Origin of the sequence: Pseudomonas sp. CCI4.2 (genome assembly GCF_034350045.1) — a bacterium.
GTDB lineage: Bacteria > Pseudomonadota > Gammaproteobacteria > Pseudomonadales > Pseudomonadaceae > Aquipseudomonas.
On record NZ_CP133781.1, the window covers coordinates 3,815,736 to 3,839,863 of the forward strand.

18 protein-coding genes and 1 pseudogene are annotated in these 24,128 nt (G+C 58.4%); 14 read left to right on the forward strand and 5 right to left on the reverse strand.

Annotation, left to right across the window (positions count from 1 at the left end; translation table 11 throughout):
* Window positions 1–4: 4 nt before the first annotated feature.
* Window positions 5–637: a response regulator transcription factor gene (locus RHM65_RS17395; RefSeq protein WP_322164707.1), complete on the reverse strand. Its 633-nt coding sequence runs from the start codon at window positions 635–637 to the stop codon at window positions 5–7.
* Complete coding sequence (locus tag RHM65_RS17400; RefSeq protein WP_322164706.1) at window positions 634–2,013, reverse strand: cache domain-containing protein; 1,380 nt, start codon at window positions 2,011–2,013, stop codon at window positions 634–636. Before RHM65_RS17400 ends, RHM65_RS17395 begins: the two co-directional genes overlap by 4 nt.
* 207 nt (window positions 2,014–2,220) lie before the next feature.
* Between RHM65_RS17400 and RHM65_RS17405 the strand changes: the two genes are divergently transcribed.
* Window positions 2,221–4,281, forward strand: coding sequence for a carbon starvation CstA family protein (locus tag RHM65_RS17405; RefSeq protein WP_322164705.1), 2,061 nt, complete (start codon window positions 2,221–2,223; stop codon window positions 4,279–4,281).
* Between the two features lie 539 nt (window positions 4,282–4,820).
* Here RHM65_RS17405 and RHM65_RS17410 read toward each other — a convergent pair.
* Complete coding sequence (locus RHM65_RS17410) at window positions 4,821–5,519, reverse strand: glutathione S-transferase C-terminal domain-containing protein (RefSeq protein WP_322164703.1); 699 nt, start codon at window positions 5,517–5,519, stop codon at window positions 4,821–4,823.
* The gene (locus tag RHM65_RS17415; RefSeq protein WP_322164701.1) at window positions 5,512–6,129 is read right to left on the reverse strand and encodes a TetR/AcrR family transcriptional regulator; all 618 of its coding nucleotides are present in this window, start codon (window positions 6,127–6,129) and stop codon (window positions 5,512–5,514) included. Before RHM65_RS17415 ends, RHM65_RS17410 begins: the two co-directional genes overlap by 8 nt.
* A gap of 94 nt (window positions 6,130–6,223) precedes the next feature.
* Between RHM65_RS17415 and RHM65_RS17420 the strand changes: the two genes are divergently transcribed.
* From RHM65_RS17420 to RHM65_RS17480, 13 genes and pseudogenes are all read left to right on the forward strand, one after another.
* Window positions 6,224–6,928 (forward strand): glutathione S-transferase family protein, encoded by a 705-nt coding sequence (locus RHM65_RS17420; protein WP_322164700.1) that lies wholly within the window; start codon window positions 6,224–6,226, stop codon window positions 6,926–6,928.
* 270 nt (window positions 6,929–7,198) lie between these two features.
* The gene (locus tag RHM65_RS17425) at window positions 7,199–7,621 is read left to right on the forward strand and encodes a 3-isopropylmalate dehydratase (protein WP_322164699.1); all 423 of its coding nucleotides are present in this window, start codon (window positions 7,199–7,201) and stop codon (window positions 7,619–7,621) included.
* A 182-nt stretch (window positions 7,622–7,803) separates the two neighbouring features.
* On the forward strand, window positions 7,804–8,415 hold the full coding sequence (locus RHM65_RS17430; RefSeq protein WP_322164698.1) for a paraquat-inducible protein A: 612 nt from the start codon (window positions 7,804–7,806) through the stop codon (window positions 8,413–8,415).
* 23 nt (window positions 8,416–8,438) lie between these two features.
* Window positions 8,439–9,026, forward strand: a complete 588-nt coding sequence (locus RHM65_RS17435) for a paraquat-inducible protein A (RefSeq protein ID WP_416194807.1) — start codon at window positions 8,439–8,441, stop codon at window positions 9,024–9,026.
* Entirely contained in the window at window positions 9,019–10,713 is a 1,695-nt protein-coding gene (locus tag RHM65_RS17440) for an intermembrane transport protein PqiB (protein WP_322164696.1), read from the forward strand. The genes RHM65_RS17435 and RHM65_RS17440 overlap by 8 nt, the downstream gene beginning before the upstream one ends.
* A 5-nt stretch (window positions 10,714–10,718) precedes the next feature.
* Window positions 10,719–11,321, forward strand: a complete 603-nt coding sequence (locus tag RHM65_RS17445; protein WP_322164695.1) for a PqiC family protein — start codon at window positions 10,719–10,721, stop codon at window positions 11,319–11,321.
* Between the two features lie 168 nt (window positions 11,322–11,489).
* The gene (locus RHM65_RS17450; protein ID WP_322185353.1) at window positions 11,490–11,687 is read left to right on the forward strand and encodes an MlaD family protein; all 198 of its coding nucleotides are present in this window, start codon (window positions 11,490–11,492) and stop codon (window positions 11,685–11,687) included.
* Window positions 11,647–12,003: pseudogene (locus tag RHM65_RS17455) on the forward strand (mammalian cell entry protein); the annotation flags it as partial. The gene RHM65_RS17450 and the pseudogene RHM65_RS17455, both read left to right, overlap by 41 nt.
* A gap of 109 nt (window positions 12,004–12,112) precedes the next feature.
* Window positions 12,113–13,360 (forward strand): acetate/propionate family kinase, encoded by a 1,248-nt coding sequence (locus tag RHM65_RS17460; protein ID WP_322164693.1) that lies wholly within the window; start codon window positions 12,113–12,115, stop codon window positions 13,358–13,360.
* A 56-nt stretch (window positions 13,361–13,416) separates the two neighbouring features.
* Window positions 13,417–15,918 (forward strand): phosphoketolase family protein, encoded by a 2,502-nt coding sequence (locus RHM65_RS17465; protein ID WP_322164692.1) that lies wholly within the window; start codon window positions 13,417–13,419, stop codon window positions 15,916–15,918.
* A gap of 49 nt (window positions 15,919–15,967) precedes the next feature.
* Window positions 15,968–18,484, forward strand: a complete 2,517-nt coding sequence (gene glgP, locus RHM65_RS17470; RefSeq protein ID WP_322164691.1) for an alpha-glucan family phosphorylase — start codon at window positions 15,968–15,970, stop codon at window positions 18,482–18,484.
* Between the two features lie 175 nt (window positions 18,485–18,659).
* Entirely contained in the window at window positions 18,660–20,168 is a 1,509-nt protein-coding gene (gene adiC / locus RHM65_RS17475) for an arginine/agmatine antiporter (RefSeq protein ID WP_322164690.1), read from the forward strand.
* Between the two features lie 63 nt (window positions 20,169–20,231).
* Complete coding sequence (locus RHM65_RS17480) at window positions 20,232–22,526, forward strand: Orn/Lys/Arg decarboxylase N-terminal domain-containing protein (RefSeq protein WP_416195113.1); 2,295 nt, start codon at window positions 20,232–20,234, stop codon at window positions 22,524–22,526.
* A gap of 4 nt (window positions 22,527–22,530) precedes the next feature.
* Here the strand turns inward: RHM65_RS17480 and RHM65_RS17485 are convergent, their stop codons facing one another.
* Window positions 22,531–23,793, reverse strand: a complete 1,263-nt coding sequence (locus RHM65_RS17485; protein WP_322183836.1) for an arsenic transporter — start codon at window positions 23,791–23,793, stop codon at window positions 22,531–22,533.
* Window positions 23,794–24,128: the final 335 nt, after the last annotated feature.

Sequence of the window (24,128 nt, forward strand, 5' to 3'; positions counted from 1 at the left end):
TGCTTTAACGAGAAAGCAGCCCATGCTCCATGGCGTATTTGACCAATCCTGCTGGCTTATCGACGTTTAGTTTGCGTCGGATACTCAGGCGGTGGGTTTCGACGGTGCGTACGCTGATCGCCAGTTCCCGGGCGATGGTCTTGTTGTCCAAACCCTGCGCCAATCCCACTAACACCTGACTTTCCCTCGGTGTAAGTTCGGTTTCGTCTGACTTTTTACTCGCCAGCTTTAGTGCGACTTCGGCGCTGTAAAACGTTCCACCGGCGGCAATCGCTTCAATGGCCGCGACGATTTCCCGGGACGGTGCGTTTTTCAGCACATAACCGCTGGCGCCGGCTCGGATCGAGGTGGCGATGTATTCCTGATTGTCGTACATGCTCAAGATCAGGATTTTGATGGTCGGGTACTGCGCGCGCAGCAGCCTTGTCAGTTCCAGTCCATTCATGTCCTTCAAACCGATATCGATCAGCAAAATATCCGGCGACACCTGGCTGCAGAGATTAATGGCTTCGGGCCCATCTTCCGCTTCGCCCACCACGTCAAACGAAGGCCTGACGGCTAGCAACGCGCGTACGCCGTCACGTACTAACGCGTGATCGTCCACCAGGGCAATGCGAATCGGGCGTGCAGGGGTCATGAATAGACTCGGGTTGGGTTAAGGAATGAACGGGGTCGGGTGGGCAGGGTTACGCTCAATTCGCTTCTGCCAGGCACAGACGTCAGGCTGAATTGGCCGTCGAAATGGTCAACCCGTTCGCGAATGTTACTCAAACCGATACCTCCCTGTATCGACTCCAGCCGGTTGATCTTGAAGCCAACGCCGTCGTCGCAGACCGACAACTTCACGTGGACCGAGTCACCTTCAAGGTCGATGTAAACGTTTTTGGCCTGAGCATGGCGTTCGATGTTGGTCAGGGCTTCCTGAAGAATTCGGAACATGGCCACGGGCGCGCCCTCCACCAATTGGAAGTCGCCGAGGTTGTTTTGGTAGTGCACTGTCAAACCGCTGCGGGCCTCGAACTCGGTGACCAGCTGCGCAATGGCGGCGGCAAGCCCCAGGGTGTCCAAGAGGGAAGGGCGCAGGTCATGGGAAATACTTCGGACCTCACCAATCGCGTCGGCCAGCCGGTCGATGCCTTGGCGCAAGATATCCGGGCCTTTACCGCTTTGCGCTTCCAATTCAAGGCCTGCCAATTCGAATTGAAATTTGATCGACACCAGCACCTGACTGATGCCGTCGTGCAACTCTCGGGAAAGTCTGGAGCGTTCTTCTTCCTGCAGACTGACGATCCGTTGGGTCAGGCCCTGGAGCTTTTTGTCCGCCAGGCGATGTTCGCTGGCGTTCAAAGTCAGGCCGCAGGCAAACACCAGCAGCACCGCGATCAGCGCCACGATACCGATGGCCAGCATGGTGGTGTGGATGCCGCGAGCCACTTCTTCCCGTGCTTGATGGGTGGCGTGCTCGACGTCTTCCAAGTAAATTCCGGTGCCGAGCATCCAGCCCCAGCGGTCGAGCATGACCACGTAGGCGAGCTTGTCGGTGACTTGGCCGGTAGAAGGTTTTTCCCAGGCATAAGGCTGAAACCCGTCACCGCTTTGTGCACTTTTCAGTAGTGCCTGAATCACCAGCAACCCATGGGGATCGGTCATGTTCCATAGGTCGCGGCCTACCAGGTCGGCTTGCCGAGGGTGCATCAGACTGCGGCCGTTGTGGTCGTATACGAAGAAATAGCCGTTGATCCCGAAACTCAGCTTCGCCAACTCGTTGAGCACTTGTTGCTTGGTGTGTTCGTCGTCGCGGCCACTTTTATACAGCGGCGCCAGCGAGCTCATGGCCATTTCCACGTAGTTCTTAAGCTCCGCGCGTTTGCTGGCGAGAATGCTGTCCTCGATCAATTGCGCCTGCTGTTCGCCCAGCCGCTGGTTCTGGGAAATCACCAGCGCGCTGATGATCGCCACCGCGAGTATCAGCGGCAAAATCCCAAGCGCGACGATTTTATGTTTGAGCTGCATGGCAGATGAAATCCGGATGGAAGGCCGTTAAGTGGCACAGGGTAATCGCATCAGGCGGCATTTACCTGCGTAGTACTACGCAGGCGCCCCGGTAGTACTGCGGATGTCTATGCGGGCGCGGTGCGCGGATAGTAGCGTGGCTCATTTCACAGGGCACACAATAACAATTATCGCCGCAGGGTTACGGTCCTCGGCAGGAGACCCACAATGACCCGACTGACCAAACATCTTGCTTGGTTCGCCGTTGCCTGCTTGGGGGCATTCGCACTGGGTGTCGTCGCGCTGCGTCGCGGTGAAGCCGTCAATGCCCTCTGGATCGTGGTTGCCGCAGTCGCAATCTATCTGGTTGCCTATCGCTATTACAGCAAGTTCATTGCCACTAAAGTGATGCAGCTGGACCCCAACCGCGCCACCCCCGCAGTCCTCAATAACGATGGTCTGGACTACGTGCCGACCAACAAACACATCCTGTTCGGTCACCACTTTGCCGCCATCGCTGGCGCTGGCCCCTTGGTCGGCCCGGTATTGGCCGCGCAGATGGGTTACTTGCCTGGCACCCTGTGGCTGATTGCCGGCGTGGTATTCGCCGGTGCGGTGCAGGATTTCATGATTCTGTTCCTGTCCACTCGCCGTAACGGTCGCTCACTGGGCGAGATGGTCCGTGAGGAAATGGGCAAAGTCCCAGGTTCCATCGCACTGTTCGGTTGCTTCCTGATCATGATCATCATCCTCGCGGTGCTGGCGCTGATCGTGGTCAAAGCTTTGGCTGACAGTCCGTGGGGCATGTTCACGGTCATGGCAACCATTCCCCTGGCCATGTTCATGGGCGTGTACATGCGCTACATCCGTCCCGGGCGAATTGGTGAGATTTCGGTGATCGGCGTGGTTCTGCTGCTGGCGTCGATCTGGGCGGGCGGCCACGTTGCTGCCGATCCGGTGTGGGCCAAGGCGTTCACCTTCACAGGCATCCAAATCACCTGGATGTTGGTCGGTTACGGCTTCGTTGCCGCAGTATTGCCGGTTTGGCTGCTGCTGGCGCCTCGGGACTACCTGTCTACATTCTTGAAAATCGGCACCATCCTCGCGTTGGCCATTGGTATTCTGGTTCTGGCTCCTGAACTGAAAATGCCGGCGTTGACGCAGTTCACTGACGGCACTGGTCCGGTGTGGAAGGGGGGCTTGTTCCCGTTCCTGTTTATCACCATCGCCTGTGGTGCGGTGTCTGGCTTCCATGCGTTGATCGCGTCGGGTACCACGCCCAAGCTGCTGGACAGCGAAGCCAACTCTCGTTACATCGGCTACGGCGCCATGCTTATGGAATCGTTCGTGGCCATCATGGCCATGGTTGCGGCTTCCGTAATTGATCCGGGCGTGTACTTCGCCATGAACAGCCCGGCAGCGATTGTCGGCGGTGACGTGGTAACCGTGGCACAAACCGTCAGCAGTTGGGGTTTTGCCATTACCCCGGACGCGCTGATCGCTGTGGCGAAAGACATTGGCGAAACCACGGTGCTGGCCCGAGCGGGCGGCGCACCCACGTTAGCCGTTGGCATCGCGCAGATCCTGCACCAGGTGCTGCCTGGCAAGGACACCATGGCGTTCTGGTACCACTTCGCGATTCTGTTTGAAGCCTTGTTTATTTTGACGGCGGTGGATGCAGGCACCCGTGCGGGTCGCTTCATGCTTCAGGATTTGCTCGGCACTTTTGTTCCGGCGCTCAAGCGGACGGAATCGTGGACGGCCAACTTGATCGCCACCGGCGGTTGCGTCGCGATGTGGGGTTATTTGCTGTACCAAGGCGTGATCGATCCATTGGGTGGGATCAACACCTTGTGGCCGTTGTTCGGTATCTCGAACCAGATGCTCGCCGGCATCGCGCTGATGCTCGCCACCGTGGTCCTGATCAAAATGAAGCGTCAGCGCTACATTTGGGTGCCCTTGTTACCAGCGGTTTGGTTGCTGATTTGCACCACCACAGCCGGCTACATCAAGCTGTTCGACCCAAGCCCGGTACTGGGTTTCCTCGCCTTGGCGAGCAAATACAAAACGGCGCTGGACGCGGGTCAGGTACTGGCCCCGGCCAAGACCATCGACCAGATGCAGCATGTGATCTTCAACGCCTACACCAACGCCACGTTGACAGCGCTGTTCCTGTTCGTGGTATTCGCCATCCTGTTCTACGCGATCAAGGTCGGTGTAGCGGCATGGGGCAGTAAAGAGCGAACGGATAAAGAAGCCCCGTTCCAGGTCATGCCAGAAGCCCGCTAAATTCTCGGGTATCCACGCCTGTAGATACCAACTTGTTGGCGAAGGGGCTTGATGCGGTTTGCCTGACATACCGCCTCGCCAACAGGTTGGCTCCTACAGAATTCCGTCACTGAGGGACCGAATTCATTCATGCCCTGAGGTTGTCCGTCAACACGTTGTCGCAGCAAACGCCGGGCAACTGAAGGCACTGCCGAGAGCTGCGAAGCCGGGACGGCTCTGGGGTTTTAACACGGTCAATAGCAAGCAGCCGCATTACTGTGGGAGCAGGCTTGCCTGCGAAGGGGCCAGTAGTCACGCCGCTGATGTTGACCCGAAACCTGGGGCGCCTGCAGTGACGTTTTCGTTGGCAAGCCAACTCCCACGGGGTGATTTGGGTCCGCACGAACTCAGCGATGGCATTGCAGAACCGAAATAGGTGCATCGCCAAAATCCGTGGGACCGAATTTATTCGGGAAGGCGTCGTGTCAGGCGCTGACGATGTTGGACGTAAAATCCATTCCGAATAAATGCGGTCCCACGGTTCCCGGGGCATCCGCAAATTACGGGCGTGGGGCTGAGGTTTGGCCGAACAAGATTTTTTTGCCTTCTTCGGTCACTGTCGGGCGACTGGAGAAGGGTTCGGCGTTGGCATACGCGCGAACGGTTGCCGGCCTCGTGTGGATGGCATCGAACCAACGGCGCAGGTCAGGGAAGTCATCCAGGTTCTGCTGCTGGTTTTTCCAGGGCACGATCCACGGGTAAGCGGCTATGTCCGCAATGCTGTAGTGATCGCCGCCAATGAACTCACGGCCTGCTAATCGACGATCAAGCACGCCGTACAAGCGATTGGTTTCGTTGACGTAGCGATTGATCGCGTACGGAAGCTTTTCCGGTGCATAGATTCCGAAGTGGTGGTTTTGTCCGGCCATAGGCCCCAGCCCACCCATTTGCCAGAACAACCACTCCATCACGGTCTTGCGTTCGCGCAGGTCGCTGGGCAGAAACTGTCCGGTCTTCTCGGCCAAGTACAGCAAAATTGCGCCAGACTCGAACACAGTAATAGGCTCGCCGCCGTCAGCCGGTTCGGTGTCGATTATGGCTGGCATTCTGTTGTTCGGCGAAAACGCCAGGAATTCCGGCTTGAACTGATCGCCAGCGCTAATATCCACGGGATGAAGGTTGTACGCCACACCCGCTTCTTCAAGAAACATCGTGATTTTTTGGCCGTTGGGGGTTGGCCAGTAATAGAGTTCAATCATGGGCGGAGATTTCCTGTGCAATGAAATGACAGTCAAGTAACGCAAAGGCTGGGCGCACCATACCTTCCAATAAATCTCGCTCAGGCCGAGCGCGGGCCAGCACGCGAATGCCCAACAACAGACCCAATAGCAGGCGGGCCAGATCCTCCGCAGGTTGGGCGATGGAAATGCTGCCGGTACGTTGACCCGTGGCGACGCAACGGCGAAAGAACGCTTCAATCTGAACCAGAACATCCGCAACAATTTGTTGGAAACCTGGGTCATGCGGTGCGACCTCAACCGCTGCGTTGACCAGCAAGCAACCTTTACGTTGCGGATCGCTCAGCGAGCGCTCGATGATTTCTTCGAAGAACGCAGTAATCGCCTGACGCGGTGGCAAGTGCGCTTCGAGTCGCTTGATCCGGTCCAACGAGCCGCGCTCGATGTAATGATCCAGCGCGCGCTCATAGAGTGAGCGCTTGTCGCCAAACGCGTTATAGAGACTGGCGCCGGTAATCCCCATGCTTTGGGTAAGGTTACGAATGGACGTGGCCTCGTAGCCACGCGCCCAAAAGCACAAAATCGCTGCGTCTAATGCCGCTGCTTCGTCGAACTCTCTTGGCCGAGCCATTAGGTATTTCCTCCCATCGGGGAAGGAAGCGGTTGCCCCCTTTTCCGTTACCCACTATTCTAAATCAATCGTTCTAGAATACAAAGGTGACGCCATGATCCGTTTCTATTTCCACCCGACACCGAATCCGGCGAAAGTTGCGCTGATGCTTGAAGAAACCGGGCTTGCTTACGAGCTCGTGCCGGTCGATACCAGCAAGGGCGAGCAGCACACGGCGGAGTTTCATGCCATCAACCCAAACGGCAAGGTGCCAGCCATCGTCGACACTGATGGACCGGGCGGCGTTGAAACGCGGGTGTTCGATTCCAGCGCGATTCTGTTTTATCTCGGCGAAAAAACCGCTCAGTTCATGGGCACGCCCGCTGATCGGCCAGAGCTGCTGTCGTGGCTGTTCTTCATTGGTACAGGTTTGGGGCCTTTTTCGGGGCAGGCAGTGCATTTCCAATACGCCGCGCCAGAAGGAAACTCATACGCGATCAATCGCTATCGGCGTGAAATCGAGCGGCACTATCAGGTGTTGGATGAGCGTTTGGCGGGACGTGACTACATCGTCGGTGATACCTACTCAATCGTCGACATCTCGGCATGGGGTTGGCTGGACAAGGCTCCGCGTGTACTCAAAGGCGAGGCAGATCCGTTGGCGCCGTTCCCTAACCTCAAGCGCTGGTTCCAAGCCATCGATGCTCGCCCGGCCGTCGCCCGCGCCCGTGCAGTCGGCAAAGACCATGCATTCAAAAAAGAGATGGACGAGCAAGCGCGACGGGCGCTGTTCCCGTTCAACTATCCGAAAGACATTTAACCGCAAGGGGCGGGCTGACATTGCCGTCGGCACGCCCTCGTCGTTGTCGAAACCCGACCATGGACGCGGCGACGATTGCCGAGGTGATCATGGTTTTTTTTCGGGCCTGTGTATCGAGCAGTACATGGCGGGCAATGAGCAGTCGACCGACTCCAGCATTACCCACCTAATGCAGGTGGTTCGCGGGCTTAGCGGATCAGACTTGTCGGCGAGCGTCCTTCAGCTACAGTTGCAGCAACCCTGTGCTGACATCTGTTTAAGGAAGTTTCAATGCGCTTGATCTGTTTCGCGATTCCTCTGTTGCTGGCGGGTTGTTCATCATTCACGGCCGATCCGGACAACGTGACCCAAGTGCCAGGGGATCGCCTGCTCGCGTTCCAACAGCCGGTGGAGGGCGGGGGGCAAATCATCGTAAACCGTGACATCGGGATGCTGGGCGGCGGTTGTTTCCTGGCCTTTTCGATTGACCGCACCGTCGCCGCCCGAATCGGTATCGGTGAAGAAGCGCATTTTCAGGTGCCCGCGGGTGCTCGGATTGTGGGCATCGGCCTCGATGAACAGGACACGTCAATGTGCAGCAAAGGCCGTTTGCACCGCGAGTTGGCGGTTCAGTTGCAGGGCAGCGGCTCTCAACATTTTCGAATTGTCAGTGATTCGGTGAGTGGCTTCGGGATAGTGCCTGTAGCGCAGTGATAGCGTTCGCCAAAACGTTGGCTCCCGCCGGGGGTGTCCGTAACAGCTTAGTGTTGGCAGCCATGCCTGGGCCGGTATAATCACCGCCCGCAGACATTATTCATCTGCGCGACCTTGCCCCTTGAACTAGCTGGCAATGCCCGGCTCCAAGGATTGGATTTGCATTACGACCAGTCGAGCCTATGACATCGTCCCCAGCATGGATTATCTGCGAACACTGCGACTCGGTTTATCAGTCCACGGCGTTGGCCAGAGGCCAGACCGCGCGCTGTGTGCGTTGCGCTGCCATTCTTGGGCGCGGCGGTCAATTGAGCATTCAACAACTGTTGGCGCTGTCGATCAGCGCCGCAATGCTTTTCATTTTCGCCAACGCGTTCCCCGTCATTTCCATCAGCCTGCAAGGCTTGAGCAATCAGGCCACCTTGTGGCAATCGGTTCAGGCTCTGGCCCAAGGGCAAATCAGCCCGATGGCAGCCGTGGCGGGGCTGACGATCATTCTTGCGCCTTTTCTGCAAATCATTCTGCTCTGCTGGGTGCTCAGTTTCGCCTTGGCCAGGCGTGCGGCGCCTGGTTTTAAGCTCTGCATGCGAACGCTGGAACACCTGCGGCCATGGAGCATGCTCGAGGTCTGCTTGCTGGGCATTCTGGTGTCCATCGTCAAATTGGCTGGCATGCTCGATGTACACCCCGGCGTTGGCCTATGGGCACTGGGCATGCTAACCGTGCTGATCATCCTGATTTCGGGCAAAGGCATCCGTCGGCTGTGGAAAGACCTTGAAGGTGTCATTCCGTGAGTCAGCCGCCGTATGCCAGCGAAATGAACCTGGTCCTGTGCCGTACCTGCGGCTACGCCTGCTCGGTGAACGATGCACAATGCCCTCGTTGCAATTCAGCGGTGCATCGACGCAAACCGAACAGCCTGACCCGCACCTGGGCATTTTTGCTCGCCAGCCTGATCTGCTATATCCCGGCCAACCTGATGCCGGTGATGTACACCAACATCTTTGGCAGCGGCAGTGAAAACACGATCTTCAGCGGCATCATAGAGTTTTGGAGCGAGGGTTCCTGGGACCTCGCATTGTTGATTTTCATCGCCAGCGTGGCGGTACCGTGCTTGAAATTTCTGGTACTGGGCACGCTGCTGATTACCTGTCAGCGCCGCAGCCACTGGGCCAGGCGGGAGCGGGCCAGGCTATATCGGTTGATAGAGGTGGTCGGTTATTGGTCGATGCTGGACGTGCTGGTGGTGGCCTTGATTGCCGCGCTCGTGCAATTTCGCTCGCTGAGCACCATCGACCCGCGCATGGGTATTTTGTTTTTTGGTTTGGTAGTCGTCCTGACCATGTTAGCCGCCATTAGTTTTGATCCCCGGCTTATCTGGGATACAGAGGTTGAAGATGTCTGATCACCCACGTTCCACCCTAAACCCCGCGTCGGGTCCACCCTCACCAGGCGCGCCGAATATCAAGCATCGAAGCTTCAACGTATCACTGGTGTGGATCGTACCCATCGTCGCGGCGTTGGTCGGGTTGTCTATGGTGGCGCATAACATTCTTTCGGCTGGACCGGAAATCAATGTCAGCTTCCAGACCGCTGAAGGGATTGAGGTCAATAAGACCCAGGTCAAATACAAAAACGTGGTGATTGGTAAAGTCACCGCCATCGCCTTGAGCGAAGACCGTAATCGTGTGGATGCGACCATCGACCTAGATGCGTCCGCCAAGTCGTTCGCCACCGAGGGATCGCGCTTCTGGGTCGTGCGCCCCCGCATCGGTGCCAACGGTATTTCTGGGGTAGGTACCTTGCTTTCCGGGGCATTTATTGGTGCCGATGCCGGCGAATCCGAACAGACCAAAAAAGACTTTGTCGGCCTTGAAACGCCGCCGCCGGTGACCTATGGCGAGAAGGGCAAGCGCTATACCTTGCACACCGACACCCTCGGCTCGCTGGATATTGGTTCGGACGTTTACTACCGCCGCATCGCGGTGGGGCAGGTGGTTGCCTATCAGTTGTCTGAAGACGGCAAAGGCGTTGATGTGCAAATTTTCGTTCATTCGCCAAACGATCAGTTCGTGACCAAGGACACACGATTTTGGAATGCCAGTGGCGTAAATGTCAGTCTGGATGCTAACGGCCTGAAGGTGGATACCGAGTCGGTTTCTTCGATTCTGGCTGGCGGTATTGCCTTCGTCGAACCCAAGTACAGCCCGAATCCGGTGGTGGCGGAGGAGGATGCTACGTTCTCGCTGTTCGTCGACCAGCAAACCGCCATGGCGCCCGCTGACGGCGATCCGCACTTCATCCGCATGCGCTTTGACCAGCCGTTGCGCGGGCTGTCGGTCAACGCGCCGGTCGAATTCCATGGGGTGAACATCGGCAGAGTGGTGTCGGTCGATCTTGACTATGACGCGACGAAAAAAGACTTTCCGACCATGATCGGTGCGGTTATTTACCCCAATAGATTGGGCAAGGCCCACGAAACGCTCCTGAAGCAGGCCGGCGCGGACAAAGCTGACGACCTTCGAACCCAGGAGTTGATGGCGGAATTCGTTAAACAAGGGCTGCGTGCCCAAGCCCGGAGCGGCAACTTGTTGACCGGCCAATTGTACATCGCGCTGGATTTTGTGCCGAACGCAAAACCGGTGGCGTTCAACTCAACCGCGCAACCCTTGGACATTCCGACCATCCCCGGCAGCCTGGACAAACTGCAGGAGCAGTTACAACAGATCGTCGACAAAATCAGCAAACTGCCCATCGATCAGATTGCCAGCAACCTCAACGGCAGTTTGACCGAGCTTCAGAAAACCTTGAAACAGGTCAATGGCGATGTACTGCCGCAGATGCGCGACACCTTGGCGCAAACCAAAAAAACCTTGGCGTCAGCCAACGACAGCTTCTCCGAGGATTCGCCACAACGTCAGGAGCTGGGTCAGGCCATGCAGGAAGTGAAACGCACCGCTCGCTCGGTGCGGGTATTGACCGACTTCCTCGGCCGGCACCCTGAAGCCTTGATTCGTGGGCGCGTGAAAACCGCCCAACCCGATGGCTACACATCGTCACCTTCGTCTTCTCGCGAGATTGATCCGGAATGATCCCCATGAAAAGTCGCTTTCTTGCCCTCTTGGCCACGCTGGGTTTGGCCGCTTGTGTGTCGGCGCCCACGCATTACTACACGCTGGTGCCCACCGCCAAGGATGCGCGAGCGAGCAGCAGCGTGCCGGCGTTTCAGTTCGAAATGCAGCCGGTGCTGATACCGGTGCAAGTTGATCAGCCCCAAGTGGTAGTGCGACTCAGCAGTGGTGCCTTATCGATTCTTGAAACCGAACGCTGGAGCGCGCCGTTGGCCGATGAGTTTCACGACGCCTTGGCCAACCAGATGGAGCTGCGACTCGGTACGCGAAACCTTGAGGGCTTGCCCAAAATGCCCGGCCGCCCGGTCATTTCACTGCAAACCGACGTTCGACGCTTTGACTCGGTGCCGGGTCAGTACGCGTTGATCGACGTGGTGTGGAGCATCAGTCGCCGGCTTGATACCGAACCGCGTCGCAGCTTGACCTGCAGTTCAACCCTTCGCCAACCCGCCGGGATGCAAGTGCAAGACGTGATCATGGCGCACCAGCAGGTCATCGCGCAGTTGGCGACTATAATCGCCGGGACGGCGCGCAAATGGGCGCAGGATCCCAGCGTAGGCTGTCCATAGTCGGTTCGTTTTGCTTCTTACTCGTCTGGGATGCCGAGGTAAGCCATGCCTGAAAACCCGAAGCCCACGGCCAGCCCGGTACCCGGCGCAGCCGAGATCAAACATCGAGGTTTCAATGTATCGCTGGTGTGGATTGTGCCCATCGTGGCGGCGCTGGTGGGGTTATCGATGCTGGTCCATAACGCGATATCGGCCGGCCCCGAGATTACGCTCACCTTTCAGACCGCAGAGGGCCTGCAGGCGAACAAGACCCAAGTCAAATACAAGAACGTGGTGATCGGCGAAGTCACGGCCATTGCCTTGAGTAAAGACCGCAGTCATGTTGATCAACAAACTGCCCATCGATCAGATTGCCAACAACCTTAACGGCAGCTTGGCCGAACTTCAGCTAACCCTGAAGCAAGTGAATGGCTCCGTTCTGCCGCAGATGCGCGACACCCTCGTGCAGACCCGAAAAACCCTCGCATCGGCCAACGAAGCCTTCGCCGAGGACTCACCGCAGCGCCAGGAATTGAGCCAGTCCATGCAAGAAGTGAAACGCACCGCCCGTTCGGTAAGGGTGTTAACTGATTTCATTGGGCGACATCCCGAAGCACTGATTCGTGGCCGCCTTAAAGGCGCCGAGCCTGATGGTTATAAATCGTCGCCTTCAGCGTCACGAGATACCGCGAATGACCCTTGATCCAAATCAATGGTCGAAAAAAAGCACCCTGCTATAACTAACTGCCATGGCCGACGTGAAGCTGTCTCATTGGACGGTTCGCGCTGATATTCGCGATCGGGGAGATCGAATGGTTGAGCAGTTAGTTGAACCGGTAAGCGTTGCGCTGGATCAGACCACCTCCGGTCTGCTGCTGGTCGTCAACGCGGGTTCGTCCAGCATCAAATTCGCGATTTACCGCGCCAGTCTGGACAGCCACGGCCAACCGGTTGCCCTGGGCTACGGCAGCCTGGAAAAACACGTGGATCACTATTGGCTGTGTTTTCGCGAGGCCAGCGGCGAAAAAGATATCGAAGAGCAGTGGCCACACTCCGAAGAGTCGATCACTGACGAGACCTTGGGCCGGCTGATCCAGTGGATCGAGCAGCACACCGGCGACACGCTATCTGCCGCCGGTCATCGAATCGTTCATGGCGGCACGCGCACCCAAGTTGCGGCCTTGATCGACGATTCCGTCATGACGGAAATGGAGGCGTTGATTCCTATTGCGCCGTTGCATCAGCCAGCGTGCCTGGCGCCGGTGCGCTTTCTGGCGCGTGAACATCCTCATTTGCAACAAGTGGCCTGTTTTGATACCGCCTTCCACCATTCGTTGGACCGGATGGAAACCTTGTATGGATTGCCCCGCGCCTTGAGCGAAGAGGGTATCCGTCGTTATGGTTTTCACGGTTTGTCGTTCGAGTACATCGCCAGTGTCCTGCCCGCTTATGATCGCCGGGCAGCGGCCGGGCGGACCATCGTGGCTCATCTGGGGAATGGCGCGAGCCTGTGTGCCTTGCGCGGCGGCCGCAGTTGCGCCACCAGCATGGGTTTTACCACCCTCGACGGGATTCTCATGGGCACACGCCCCGGACACCTTGATCCCGGCATACTCCTGTACCTGTTGCGCGAACGTGGCATGACCGCTGAGGCGCTTGAGCATTTGCTGTATCACGAATGTGGTTTACTCGGCGTTTCCGGTGGCATCTCCAGCGACATGCGGGAGCTGTCTGTCAGCGAGGATCCAGCGGCCAAAGAAGCAATTGATCTGTATGTACACACCATCGTCCGTGAAATCGGAGCCTTCGCTGCGGTTCTGGGCGGCCTTGATGCACTGGTGTTCACAGGCGGTATTGGTGAGCATGCAGCCAGCGTGCGTGCACGGATTATCGAAGGTTGTGCCTGGCTTGGCATGAGAATCGACGAGCAGGCCAATGAAGTTGACGGGCCGTTCCTGTCCCAGTCCAGCAGCCGCGTCGCTGCCTGGATGATCCCCACTGATGAAGACCACGTGATCGCCCGCCATACCTTGCAGTTGCTGGACACCAGCAGCCATTAGTTGAGACTCGGGCTTGGGCCCGAGGGTTTTACATCGCCCATTCCACTGGAGTCGCCATGTATATCTTCAACCCACTGCTGTCCAGCGCCGATAACCCCTCCAGCGCACCGATTATCGAGCCGCTTTTGGTCGACAATGGCCCGCTGGCGCCTGAACTGCTGGAGCGGATGAACCGCTATTGGTACGCCGCCAATTACCTGTGCGTCGGCCAGATTTACCTCAAGGCCAACCCATTACTGCGTGAACCGTTGAGCGCCGATCACATTAAGCCTCGGCTATTGGGACACTGGGGCACTTCGGCCGGGCAGAACTTTATCTATGTGCACTTGAACCGGCTGATCAGCGAACAACATATACAAATGATCTATATTTCAGGCCCCGGTCACGGCGGTCCAACGTTGAATGCGTGTGCCTGGTTGGAAGGCACTTACAGCGACGTTCACCCAGAGATCACCGCCGATGAATCGGGGATGCTGCGCTTCTTCCGCAGTTTCTCCACCCCCGGTGGCGTGCCGAGCCACTGCGGTCCGCACACGCCCAACTCCCTGCATGAAGGCGGCGAGCTGGGCTATTCGTTGGTGCATGCGTTCGGCGCCGCGTTCGACAACCCGCAGGTGGTGGTGGCCTGCGTCATCGGTGATGGCGAAGCGGAAACCTGCCCGTTGGAAGGCAGTTGGAAAAGTATTCGGTTTCTTAACCCGGTCTACGACGGTGCGGTGCTGCCGATTCTGCACCTCAACGGCTACAAGATTTCCGGCCCCACGGTGGAAGCACGCACCGACGACGCCGACCTGATCGCGCTGTATCAAGGGCGTGGCTACGAGCCGATCATCGTCGCCGGCGATGACCTGCCCGGCATGCACCAACGTTTCGCGGCGGCCCTCGACACCTGCTACGCCGGGATTCGGGATATCCAGCACCGAGCGAGGGAGGAGGGGTCGGTTACACGCTCGCGCTGGCCGATGATCATTTTGCGCAGCCCCAAAGGCTGGACCGGGCCGAAAGTAGTCGACGGCATGCCGGTGGAAGGGACGTTTCGCGCGCACCAAGTGCCGCTGGCTAATGTCATCCAGAACACTGAGCATTTGGCGCAACTGGAGCGCTGGATGCGCAGTTATTCGCCACAGACGCTGTTCGATGAGAATGGCGCGCTGGTGCCCGAACTGCGCGCCCTGACCCCACCGTCTGCCCTGCGCTTGGGGGCCGTTCCCCACGTCAATGGCGGCCGGGTATTGGTGGCGCTGGACTTGCCCAACTTCGCCGATTACGGCCTCGACGTCCCCGGGCCGGGGGAAGTCATAGCCGAGGCACCGCGCAAACTGGGTGAATACCTGCGGGACGTGATTCGCGCTAATCCGCATAATTTCCGGGTATTTGGCCCGGATGAAACCAATTCCAACCGTCTGAACGCGGTGTTCGAGGCCACCAACCGCACGGCTGCTGGACCGATCCTTGAAATTGACGATCACCTAGCGGCTGATGGCCGAGTGATGGAAGTCCTTAGCGAGCACTTGTGCGAAGGCTGGCTTGAGGGCTATTTGCTCACCGGGCGCCATGGCATGTGGTCGACGTATGAGGCGTTCGCCCAGGTCGTTGATTCCATGGTTACCCAACACGCCAAGTGGTTGCAGCAAAGCCGCGAGTTCCCTTGGCGTCGGCCGTTGGCCTCGCTCAACATATTGCTCACCAGTCACGCCTGGCGTAACGACCACAATGGCTTCAGCCATCAATCCACCGGCTTCGTCGACAACGTGCTGCAACGCCGTTCGGACGTGGTGCGGGTGTATTACCCACCAGACTCAAACTGTCTGGTCAACGTGTTCGATCACTGCCTGCGCAGCCGCAATTACGTGAACGTGGTCACCTGCGGAAAGCAACCGGATTTCCAATGGCTGGATTTCGACGCAGCACTGAAACACTGCTCCCAAGGGGCCTCAATTTGGAACTTCGCCAGCAACGATGACGGCGACGATCCGGACGTGGTGCTGGCCTGCGCCGGTGACGTGCCCACTACCGAAGCGGTGGCGGCGGCCTGGTTGCTGCAAAAACACGTGCCGGGGATCCGCGTGCGGCTGGTCAATGTGGTGGATCTGGGCATCCTCAGCAGCCCGCAAACCCGGCCGCACGGCATGGACAACGTGTCGTTCGATGCGTTGTTCACCCGCGAGGCCCCGGTGATGTTTGCGTTTCACGGCTCGACGTGGGTGATTCATTCCATGGTTCACGGCCGCGCCAACGAGGCGCGCTTTCACGTGCGGGGCTTCTCGGATCGAGGCACCACCACCACGCCGTTCGACATGGTGGTGCTCAACGACATGAGCCGCTACCAGCTCGCCATCGACGCCTTGAGCCACGTGCCGCGTTTGCGCTCCCACAGCCTCGACGCCATGAGTTACTTCGAAGGCCAATTGCGTCGGCATCACACCTACATCCGTGAGCATTTCGAAGACATGCCCGAGATCCGCAACTGGCGCTGGACAGACGACTTCAGCGAACCCGACGGCCCCCCACCGCTGGCCAAAGGGCATCCAAGGGGCCAGACCTTTACCGATGCGTGACGCATTAAATCCTACAGAGAGTGGTGGTATTTCTTATCAGGGTCAGCTCATGCCTTCTCGTCGCACGCCGCTTGAATCTAACATCGTAACCTTGCGCCAACTGGCGTTTGATCAAACCGTTCGTTGGTCCGATTTGAACGACGATATCTGGCGCAGACTGGACAACGAGCTGTGGGAACTCACCCACAATCCTTGTCTCGTGCTTAACGCGGTGTCCGAGCAAAAGATCAACGTCTTGCTCGCCGACATCCATTTTCATGGGCGCGTCACCGAGATCGCCGCGGCGCACCATGCGGTATTGGCCCAGACAACCTGGTTTGAGCGCGAACACGCGGACGCGTCACTGCACCAGGTGGCCTATTTCTCCATGGAGTACATGCTCAGCGAAGCACTGCCGATCTATTCCGGTGGGCTGGGAAATGTCGCGGGGGATCAACTGAAAGCCGCCAGTGACTTGGGGGTTCCGGTGGTGGCCGTCGGGATGCTTTGGCAGCACGGTTATTTCCGTCAGGAGATCAGCGTCGACGGGCACCAACAGGCGTTATACCCAGTCAACGACACCCGGCAATTACCCATTGAACCCTTGCTCCGTCCCGACGGTAGCCTGTTGCGCCTAGCTATTCAGCTGCCAGGATTGACCGTTTGGTTGCGTGGTTGGCAGGCGACGGTCGGGCGTAACCGGTTATTGCTGCTGGACAGCAACGACCCGGCGAATCCACCGCCGTTTCGGTTGCTGACGGGTGAGTTATATGGCGGTGATGTAGAGATGCGCCTGCGTCAGGAGATGGTGTTGGGCATCGGCGGTTGGCGTTTGCTGGAATCGGCAGGCTACACGCCGGATGTGCTTCATCTGAACGACGGGCACGCGGCGTTTGCGGTGCTTGAACGGGCGCGCAGTTACATGCAGGCCAACAAGGTCAGTTTCGACGTGGCCATGACCGCAACCCGCGCCGGCAACCTGTTCACTACCCACACTCCGGTTGAAGCCGGGTTTGATCGTTTTCCCGCCGCGTTGATCAGCAAATACGTCGGACGTTACGTTGAGCATGAGCTGGGCCAGTCGTTGGAAAGCATTTTGGCCTTGGGCCGGCAACGCGGTGACGACTCCGAAGAGCTGTTCAACATGGCGTTCCTGGCGACTCATTGTGCCGGAGCGGTAAACGCCGTGAGCCGTTTGCACGGAGCGACCAGTCGGCATATTTTTCAGCCGCTGTTTCCGCGCTGGCCCAATGACGCTGTGCCCATCGGCCACGTCACCAACGGCGTACACCTGCCGACCTGGGTTTCATTGGAGGCCGAAGCCCATTGGCAAGCGCTGCACGGTGACGATCTGCCCTGGCGCGGCATCCGCGAAGCAAGGGTCAACGAGTTGTTAAAGCAGGTCGATGATCAGGACTTGTGGCAATTGCGCGAGCAGGCGCGGGCCTTGCTATTTGAATTTGTGCGCACCCATCTTGCGCGCAGTGAAGCCGTTCATGGCGCATCACTGAAGGCCATCGAATCGGCCGGGGTGGCGTTCGACCCGCAAGTATTGACCCTCGGCTTTGCCCGTCGCTTTGCTACCTACAAACGACCCAATTTATTGCTGCAAGACCCTGAGCGTCTGCTGCGCATTCTCAACCATCCCACTCGACCCGTGCAGTTGCTTATTGCCGGCAAAGCGCACCCGGCTGATAGCATCGGGCAGCAAATGATTCTTGATTGGCACGCGTTCATTCGTCGCCCGGAAACCAATGGGCGGGTGGCGTTCCTTGAAGACTACGACATGCGCGTGGCGCGCCATCTGGTGCAGGGCGTCGACGTGTGGGTCAACACCCCGCGTCGGCCGTGGGAAGCCAGCGGCACCAGCGGCATGAAAGTCTTGGCCAACGGCGGCTTGAACTTGTCACAGCTCGATGGTTGGTGGGCCGAAGCCTGCACCGACGAAGTGGGCTGGGGCATTGGGGATGGTGCCGAACATGGCGCTGAGTACGACGCAGCCGATGCCGATCAGCTCTACACGCTGTTGGAAAGCGAGGTCGTGCCTGCGTTTTATGAACGTGACGCCGACGGTATCCCCGGGCAATGGATTCGACGTATGCGCGCCAGCATGGGGAGCCTGGTCACTCAATTTTCAGCCGACCGGGCGGTCCGGGAGTACGCCGAACACTATTACCTACCCGCTGCTAGCGCTTACCACGCGCGGGGTGCCGACGGCAGCCGACTGGCGCTGCAACTGGCTCAGGACCATGAACAGTTGCGCACCCACTGGGGCGACATTCGTTTTCTGCAAATGGACATGCAGCGGCGGGCAGGCCGCTACGCCGTGGCATTACACATGGACCTGGGCGGGCTTTCACCGTCTCAAGTCCGCGTTCAGTTGTACGTCGAGGGCGTGGGCGCAGCGGACGCTACCATCGTTGACTTGAAGGTCGACCTGGCGGCCCAAGCGGATGGGCTATTGCTTTACCGGGTTGAAGTAGCTGACGACCGGCCCGCGAGTGAATACACGGCGCGAGTCATCGCCGACGACTCGACTGGGTTGACGGTGCCGCTGGAGGTGGGATTGATCGCCTGGAAAAGCTGACGGACGGCTTCGTTGATCCAGCGCAGTAGGGCCATTAGCGTTCGTTGTTATAAGAGCTGCGCAAAAACTAGACTACGCTCTTGGCTGCTCTTGTCATGTGCCTCTATGGCGGCAGAGAAACAGCCAGCGGGTCGCAGTGATTTCCTCTTTATGCCTTATCAAGGATGTCTGGTTCATGGCAGCTATAGATGATGACTCCAACAAAATGGGGCTTACCCCCGCAATTCTGATGGTCGCGGGCAACATGATGGGCTCGGGGGTGTTCATGCTCCCGGCCAACCTCGCCGGTATCGGCAGCATCGCGTTGTACGGTTGGCTGATTACCATCGTCGGTTCAGTCGCCCTTGCGCTGACCTTTGCCAAACTGGCTTCCATCGATCCTGCAGCGGGCGGCCCTTATGCCTACACCCGCAAAGCCTTCGGCAACTACATGGGTTACCAGACCAATCTGGTGTATTGGCTGGCCAATGTGCTGGGCAACGTTGGCCTGGCGGTGGCTGGTTTGGGTTACTTGACGCACTTCTTTCCATCGCTGAAAGAGCCGTTGGTATTCGCCATTGCGCAGATTTTTGTCATTTGGCTGCTGACATACGGCAACATCCTCGGGCCAAAACTGGTAGGTCGGGTGCAGTCGGTTACCACTATCTTTGCCTTGTTCCCAATTGTCGGCATGGCCTTGTTTGGCTGGTTCTGGTTCAGCGGCGATGTGTACATGGCCGGCTGGAACGTGAGTGGCAAAAGTGATTTCTCTGCGGTCGGCATGACCCTGAACTTCACCCTGTGGGCATTTATTGGCGTGGAAAGTGCGTCGGTCTCGGCGGCAGTGGTGCGTAACCCGCGCCGTAACGTGCCCATCGCCACGGTGGGCGGCGTGATCATCGCGGCGGTCTGCTATATCCTCAGTTCTTCGGTGATCATGGGCATGATTCCAAACAAGGAATTGATCTCGTCTTCTGCGCCGTTTGCCGATGCTGCACGGCTGGCACTGGGCAACACCGCCGCCAATATTGTCGCCTTGTGCGCCGCCATTGGTTGCCTCGGATCGCTGGCGGGCTGGACGTTGCTGGTTGGACAGACCGCCAAAGCCGCGGCGGATGATGGCCTTTTCCAAAACGTGTTTTCCCGGGTGAATGCCAAGGGCGTTCCGGCCGCAGGGCTGGCGATTGTTGCGGCGATCATGAGCGTTCAGGTGTTGGTGACCATGTCGCCGACCGCCAGCGAACAGTTCGGCAAGATCGCGTCGATTGCCGTGATCATGACGCTGCTGCCGTACATCTACTCGTGTATTTCGATCAAGGTGCTGGGCTACAAAGCCATGCCGCCTAACCAATATGCGCTGTACACCTTCATCGGCCTGGTCGGTGCGGTCTACAGCATCTGGGCGATGGTCGGTTCCGACGGCGCTCAAACCCGCTGGGCACTGATCTTCGTTATTGCGACCATCGTCTTTTACTCCGGCGCTATTACCCGTCGTCGTGAAATCGAGGAAGGCCATCTGCACCCCGGCGGCATTTCGCCCACTTGGGTTCGCTACATGGCGTTGGCCATGGTCATTGCCGCGTTGATCGGTACGTTCTGGGTCTCCGTCGGTAGCCGTGACGACCTCAACTTGCAGCGTCGGGTGCCTTTGCCAGGCGAGCTGCAACAACCTGCCGTTGCCCCCGCGCCAGCCGCAGCCCCCTGAAAGTCGGGACTCGACGCGTCATAGCGCGCGTCGAGCCGCATTCCTATGAGTTCGGAGGACGCCATGTCCCTTCATCAGCACCATCGTCTGGGCATGAAAGCCCTGCTTATTCACGAAGAACTTGCCGCCAACAGCTCGGCCGGTCGCGCCGTCCGGCAGCTTGCCGAAGAGTTAGAAGAACGCCAAGTAGAAGTCCTGTTGGCGCAGTCGGCAGAAGACGCCATCGTCCTGATTCATTCGGACCCGATGTTGCAATGCGTATTGCTCGATTGGGAGTTGGCGCTGGACGACAGCCATGCCATCGCCAACCGGGTGTTGGACGCCGTGCGTGAACGTAGCGAAGGCGTGCCGATTTTTCTTTTGGCCGACCGCAGCAGCGCAGCAACCGTTCCCCTAGAAGCGATGCAGAAGTCAGACGATTTCATTTGGCTGCTGGAAGACACCACACGCTTTATCAGTGGCCGTATTGTCGCCGCGATTCAGCGTTACCGTGAGGCGGTGTTGCCACCGATGTTTGGCGCGCTGGTGCGGTTTTCCCAGGTGTACGAATATTCCTGGCACACGCCGGGACACACCGGGGGTACGGCGTTTTTGAAGTCCACGGTAGGGCGCGCGTTTTTTGATTTTTTTGGCGAAAACCTGTTTCGCTCCGACCTGTCGATTTCCGTGGGTGAGCTGGGTTCGCTGCTGGATCATTCCGGCCCGATCGGAGCCAGCGAGGTGTATGCCGCCAGGGTCTTTGGCGCGCACCGCACGTACCACGTCACCAACGGTTCCTCGACCTCCAATCGGGTGATCTTGATGGCCAGCGTGACCCGGGATCAGGTCACGTTGTGCGATCGCAACTGCCACAAGTCAGTCGAACACGCCATGACCATGTCGGGGGCGATTCCGACCTACTTGATTCCGTCGCGCAATCATTACGGCTTGATTGGCCCGATTCCGCCGCAGCGATTGACCCCGGAAGCGATTCACAGCGCCATAGCAAGCAACCCGCTGTTGCGCGAAGGGCTGGACCCGACGCCGATGCACGCGATCATTACTAACTCGACCTACGACGGCCTTTGCTACAACGTGACCCGGGTCGAAGCGCTGCTGGGTCAGAGCGTCGACCGGTTGCATTTCGACGAAGCCTGGTTCGGTTACGCACGCTTCAACCCCCTCTACCGCGAGCGCTTCGCGATGCATGGCGAGCCGGCTGATTACAGCGCTGACCGGCCGACGGTGTTTGCCACTCAGTCGACCCATAAACTGCTGGCGGCGCTGTCCCAGGCGTCGATGATCCATGTCCGCGATGGTCGGCGGCCGATTGAGCATGCGCGGTTCAACGAAGCGTTCATGATGCATGCTTCGACCTCGCCCAATTACGCGATCATCGCCTCCAACGACGTCAGTGCGGCGATGATGGACGGCCCCAGCGGCAAAGCCCTGACCGGTGATTCGATCCGCGAGGCGATTGCGTTTCGGCGAATGCTGGCGCGACTCAACAGCGAGTTCCAGACCAAGGGCGAATGGTTCTTCAACGTCTGGCAGCCGGACACCGTGACCCACCCGAAAAGCGCTCAGGTCCTGCCGTTTTTTGCCGCTGACGAGGAATTGCTGGCGACTGAACCGGCGTGCTGGGTGCTTAAACCGAACGCGGCGTGGCATAGCTTCGGTGACATCGAAGACGGCTACTGCATGCTGGACCCGATCAAAGTGTCGATCACCACGCCGGGAATTTTGCCTGGTGGCGGCATGAGCGAACAGGGCATTCCGGCCGTGGTGCTCACCGCTTATCTGGATCGCCAAGGCATAGTGGTAGAAAAAACCACCGATTTCACGATTCTGTTTCTGTTTTCCATCGGCGTGACCAAAGGCAAATGGGGCACGCTGGTCAATACGCTGCTCGATTTCAAGCGTGACTATGATGCCGATGCACCGCTGGACAGCGTGTTACCCGCGTTGTTGGCAGCGCATCCGCAGCGCTATCGGGGCATGGGCTTGCGCGCATTGTGCGAAAGCATGTTCCAAAAAATGTCCGAACTGCGCACCACAGACGCATTGTCTCAGGCGTTTTCGACCCTGCCGGAACCTCGGCTCAGTCCGGTGGCCGCGTACGAGCAGTTAGTCCGCGACAACATCGAAGTGCTGACGTTGGAGCAGATGGCCGGGCGTACCGTTGCCACCGGGGTGGTGCCGTATCCGCCGGGTATTCCGCTGTTAATGCCTGGCGAAAGCGCGGGTGCAGCAGACGGCCCGATACTCGGCTACCTCAAGGCGCTGGAAGAATACGACCGGCACTTCCCAGGGTTTACCCACGATACCCACGGGGTCGAGGTAGAAGGCGGGCTTTACCGCATCCGCTGTATCAAATGATCGACTAACCCGGGTTGAGGGATAACGCCGCCAGTGCGCCGATCAAGGCGGGCGGCATCACCAGAATCCCGACCCGCAGGAAGTCGACGGCACTGACATGCTCACCTTCGCGACGCACGGCGATCAGCCACAACAGCGTCGCCAGGGAACCGGTAATCGACAGGTTCGGCCCCAGATCGACGCCAATCAGCAATGCGCTGGTAGTAGGCGTCGGCAGGTGAGCAATATGCCCCACGGAGCCAGCGATCAAACCCGCTGGCAGGTTATTAATGACATTGCTGGCAATCGCCACAACCAGCCCGGCACCCCAGGTTGCCTGGCTGCTGGAATGTTCGGCCAGGGAGGCCAACGTATGCGCCAACGAATTGATGATCCCGGTTTGGGCGAGCCCTTCAACCAGGACGAACAGGCCGCCCACCAGCGGCAACACGCCCCAGGAAACGCCTTTGAGTACAGGCATCGGGCTCATCCGCTGACGCAGGTGAATCAGACCGGCGGTGGCCAATCCAGCACAAAACGTAGGCAACCCCAGTTGCAGGTCGAAGGCCGATGCCAGCAACAACACCGCGGCCGTAAGCATGATGCCAAATGCTGTCAGCCGCGCCCCGCTGGACAGGGGTTGGAGGGCGATGACCGTTTCCAAGGTTTGACGCAGGTGCTTGCGCTGAGTGAGGCGCAAGACAATGTAGGTCAGGCCAATAGCGGCCATCGACGGCAGGCTGAATTGCCACAACCACGTCAGCAACGGCGGCATGTGGCTGCCGAAAATCACCAGGTTGGCAGGGTTGGATATCGGCAGCACAAAACTTGCCGCATTGGCGATAAAAGCGCAGACGAACAAATAAGGCAGTGGCTCGGCCTTGGCTGCTTTGGCGGCGGCATACACCGCCGGGGTCAGGACGACCGCCGTCGCGTCGTTGGACAGAAAAACAGTGACCAGCGTCCCGACCAGGAACACCAGGTCGAACAACCGCTGCCCGGAACCCTGTGCATGTTGCGCGGCGTACATCGCCAACCAGTCGAAAAGGCCTTCCTGACGTGCCAGTTCGGCCAGCACCATCATGCCGATCAGGAACAGATAGACATCAGTGCCTTTGGCAATCGCTGCCAACGCAGAAGGCCAGGGAATCAACCCGAAGCCGGTCAGCAACGCGGCGGCGCTCAACGCCCAGACCCACTCCGGAACGCCAAACGGTCGAAAAATCACGCAACAGGTTGCCAAGGCAGCGGCGATCCAGATGACGGTGTGTGGATCGAATCCAGGCATGCATGACCCTATAAATGGAAGATGAAGACGTTGAATCATGGAGGTGGAGGGTGGGGAAAATGTATGGCGGCACAGTCAGGCTCATTAGCGCATACACGTTGTATCACGTTGCTTCACGCAAGATGATCACGAGGGTCGGCGGGGATTACGTCGAGCTTCGGCGACGCAACGTTGAAAGTGTATATTCTGCGTTGCCAACGAAATGCGTGGCCCTAATCAACCTGAACCAAACGCCTGATTGTGCGCAAAGAGTGACGCGCGTTTAGCAGGCGTTTCGTCAGGTAACAGTTCAGTTACAATGGCGCGGCTTTTTAGCTCGCCGTCGTGACCTCTAA

What these genes read in the sequence shown, in the direction of transcription:
- glgP (WP_322164691.1), top strand. Translation starts at nt 15,968, where the DNA reads ATGCCTTCTCGTCGCACGCCGCTTGAATCTAACATCGTAACCTTGCGC.
- RHM65_RS17440 (WP_322164696.1), top strand. Translation starts at nt 9,019, where the DNA reads ATGTCTGATCACCCACGTTCCACCCTAAACCCCGCGTCGGGTCCACCC.
- RHM65_RS17435 (WP_416194807.1), top strand. Translation starts at nt 8,439, where the DNA reads ATGAACCTGGTCCTGTGCCGTACCTGCGGCTACGCCTGCTCGGTGAAC.
- RHM65_RS17405 (WP_322164705.1), top strand. Translation starts at nt 2,221, where the DNA reads ATGACCCGACTGACCAAACATCTTGCTTGGTTCGCCGTTGCCTGCTTG.
- RHM65_RS17400 (WP_322164706.1), bottom strand. Translation starts at nt 2,013, where the DNA reads ATGCAGCTCAAACATAAAATCGTCGCGCTTGGGATTTTGCCGCTGATA.
- RHM65_RS17460 (WP_322164693.1), top strand. Translation starts at nt 12,113, where the DNA reads ATGGTTGAGCAGTTAGTTGAACCGGTAAGCGTTGCGCTGGATCAGACC.
- RHM65_RS17465 (WP_322164692.1), top strand. Translation starts at nt 13,417, where the DNA reads ATGTATATCTTCAACCCACTGCTGTCCAGCGCCGATAACCCCTCCAGC.
- RHM65_RS17410 (WP_322164703.1), bottom strand. Translation starts at nt 5,519, where the DNA reads ATGATTGAACTCTATTACTGGCCAACCCCCAACGGCCAAAAAATCACG.
- RHM65_RS17445 (WP_322164695.1), top strand. Translation starts at nt 10,719, where the DNA reads ATGAAAAGTCGCTTTCTTGCCCTCTTGGCCACGCTGGGTTTGGCCGCT.
- RHM65_RS17395 (WP_322164707.1), bottom strand. Translation starts at nt 637, where the DNA reads ATGACCCCTGCACGCCCGATTCGCATTGCCCTGGTGGACGATCACGCG.
- RHM65_RS17430 (WP_322164698.1), top strand. Translation starts at nt 7,804, where the DNA reads ATGACATCGTCCCCAGCATGGATTATCTGCGAACACTGCGACTCGGTT.
- RHM65_RS17485 (WP_322183836.1), bottom strand. Translation starts at nt 23,793, where the DNA reads ATGCCTGGATTCGATCCACACACCGTCATCTGGATCGCCGCTGCCTTG.
- RHM65_RS17425 (WP_322164699.1), top strand. Translation starts at nt 7,199, where the DNA reads ATGCGCTTGATCTGTTTCGCGATTCCTCTGTTGCTGGCGGGTTGTTCA.
- RHM65_RS17415 (WP_322164701.1), bottom strand. Translation starts at nt 6,129, where the DNA reads ATGGCTCGGCCAAGAGAGTTCGACGAAGCAGCGGCATTAGACGCAGCG.
- adiC (WP_322164690.1), top strand. Translation starts at nt 18,660, where the DNA reads ATGGCAGCTATAGATGATGACTCCAACAAAATGGGGCTTACCCCCGCA.
- RHM65_RS17450 (WP_322185353.1), top strand. Translation starts at nt 11,490, where the DNA reads ATGCTGGTCCATAACGCGATATCGGCCGGCCCCGAGATTACGCTCACC.
- RHM65_RS17480 (WP_416195113.1), top strand. Translation starts at nt 20,232, where the DNA reads ATGTCCCTTCATCAGCACCATCGTCTGGGCATGAAAGCCCTGCTTATT.
- RHM65_RS17420 (WP_322164700.1), top strand. Translation starts at nt 6,224, where the DNA reads ATGATCCGTTTCTATTTCCACCCGACACCGAATCCGGCGAAAGTTGCG.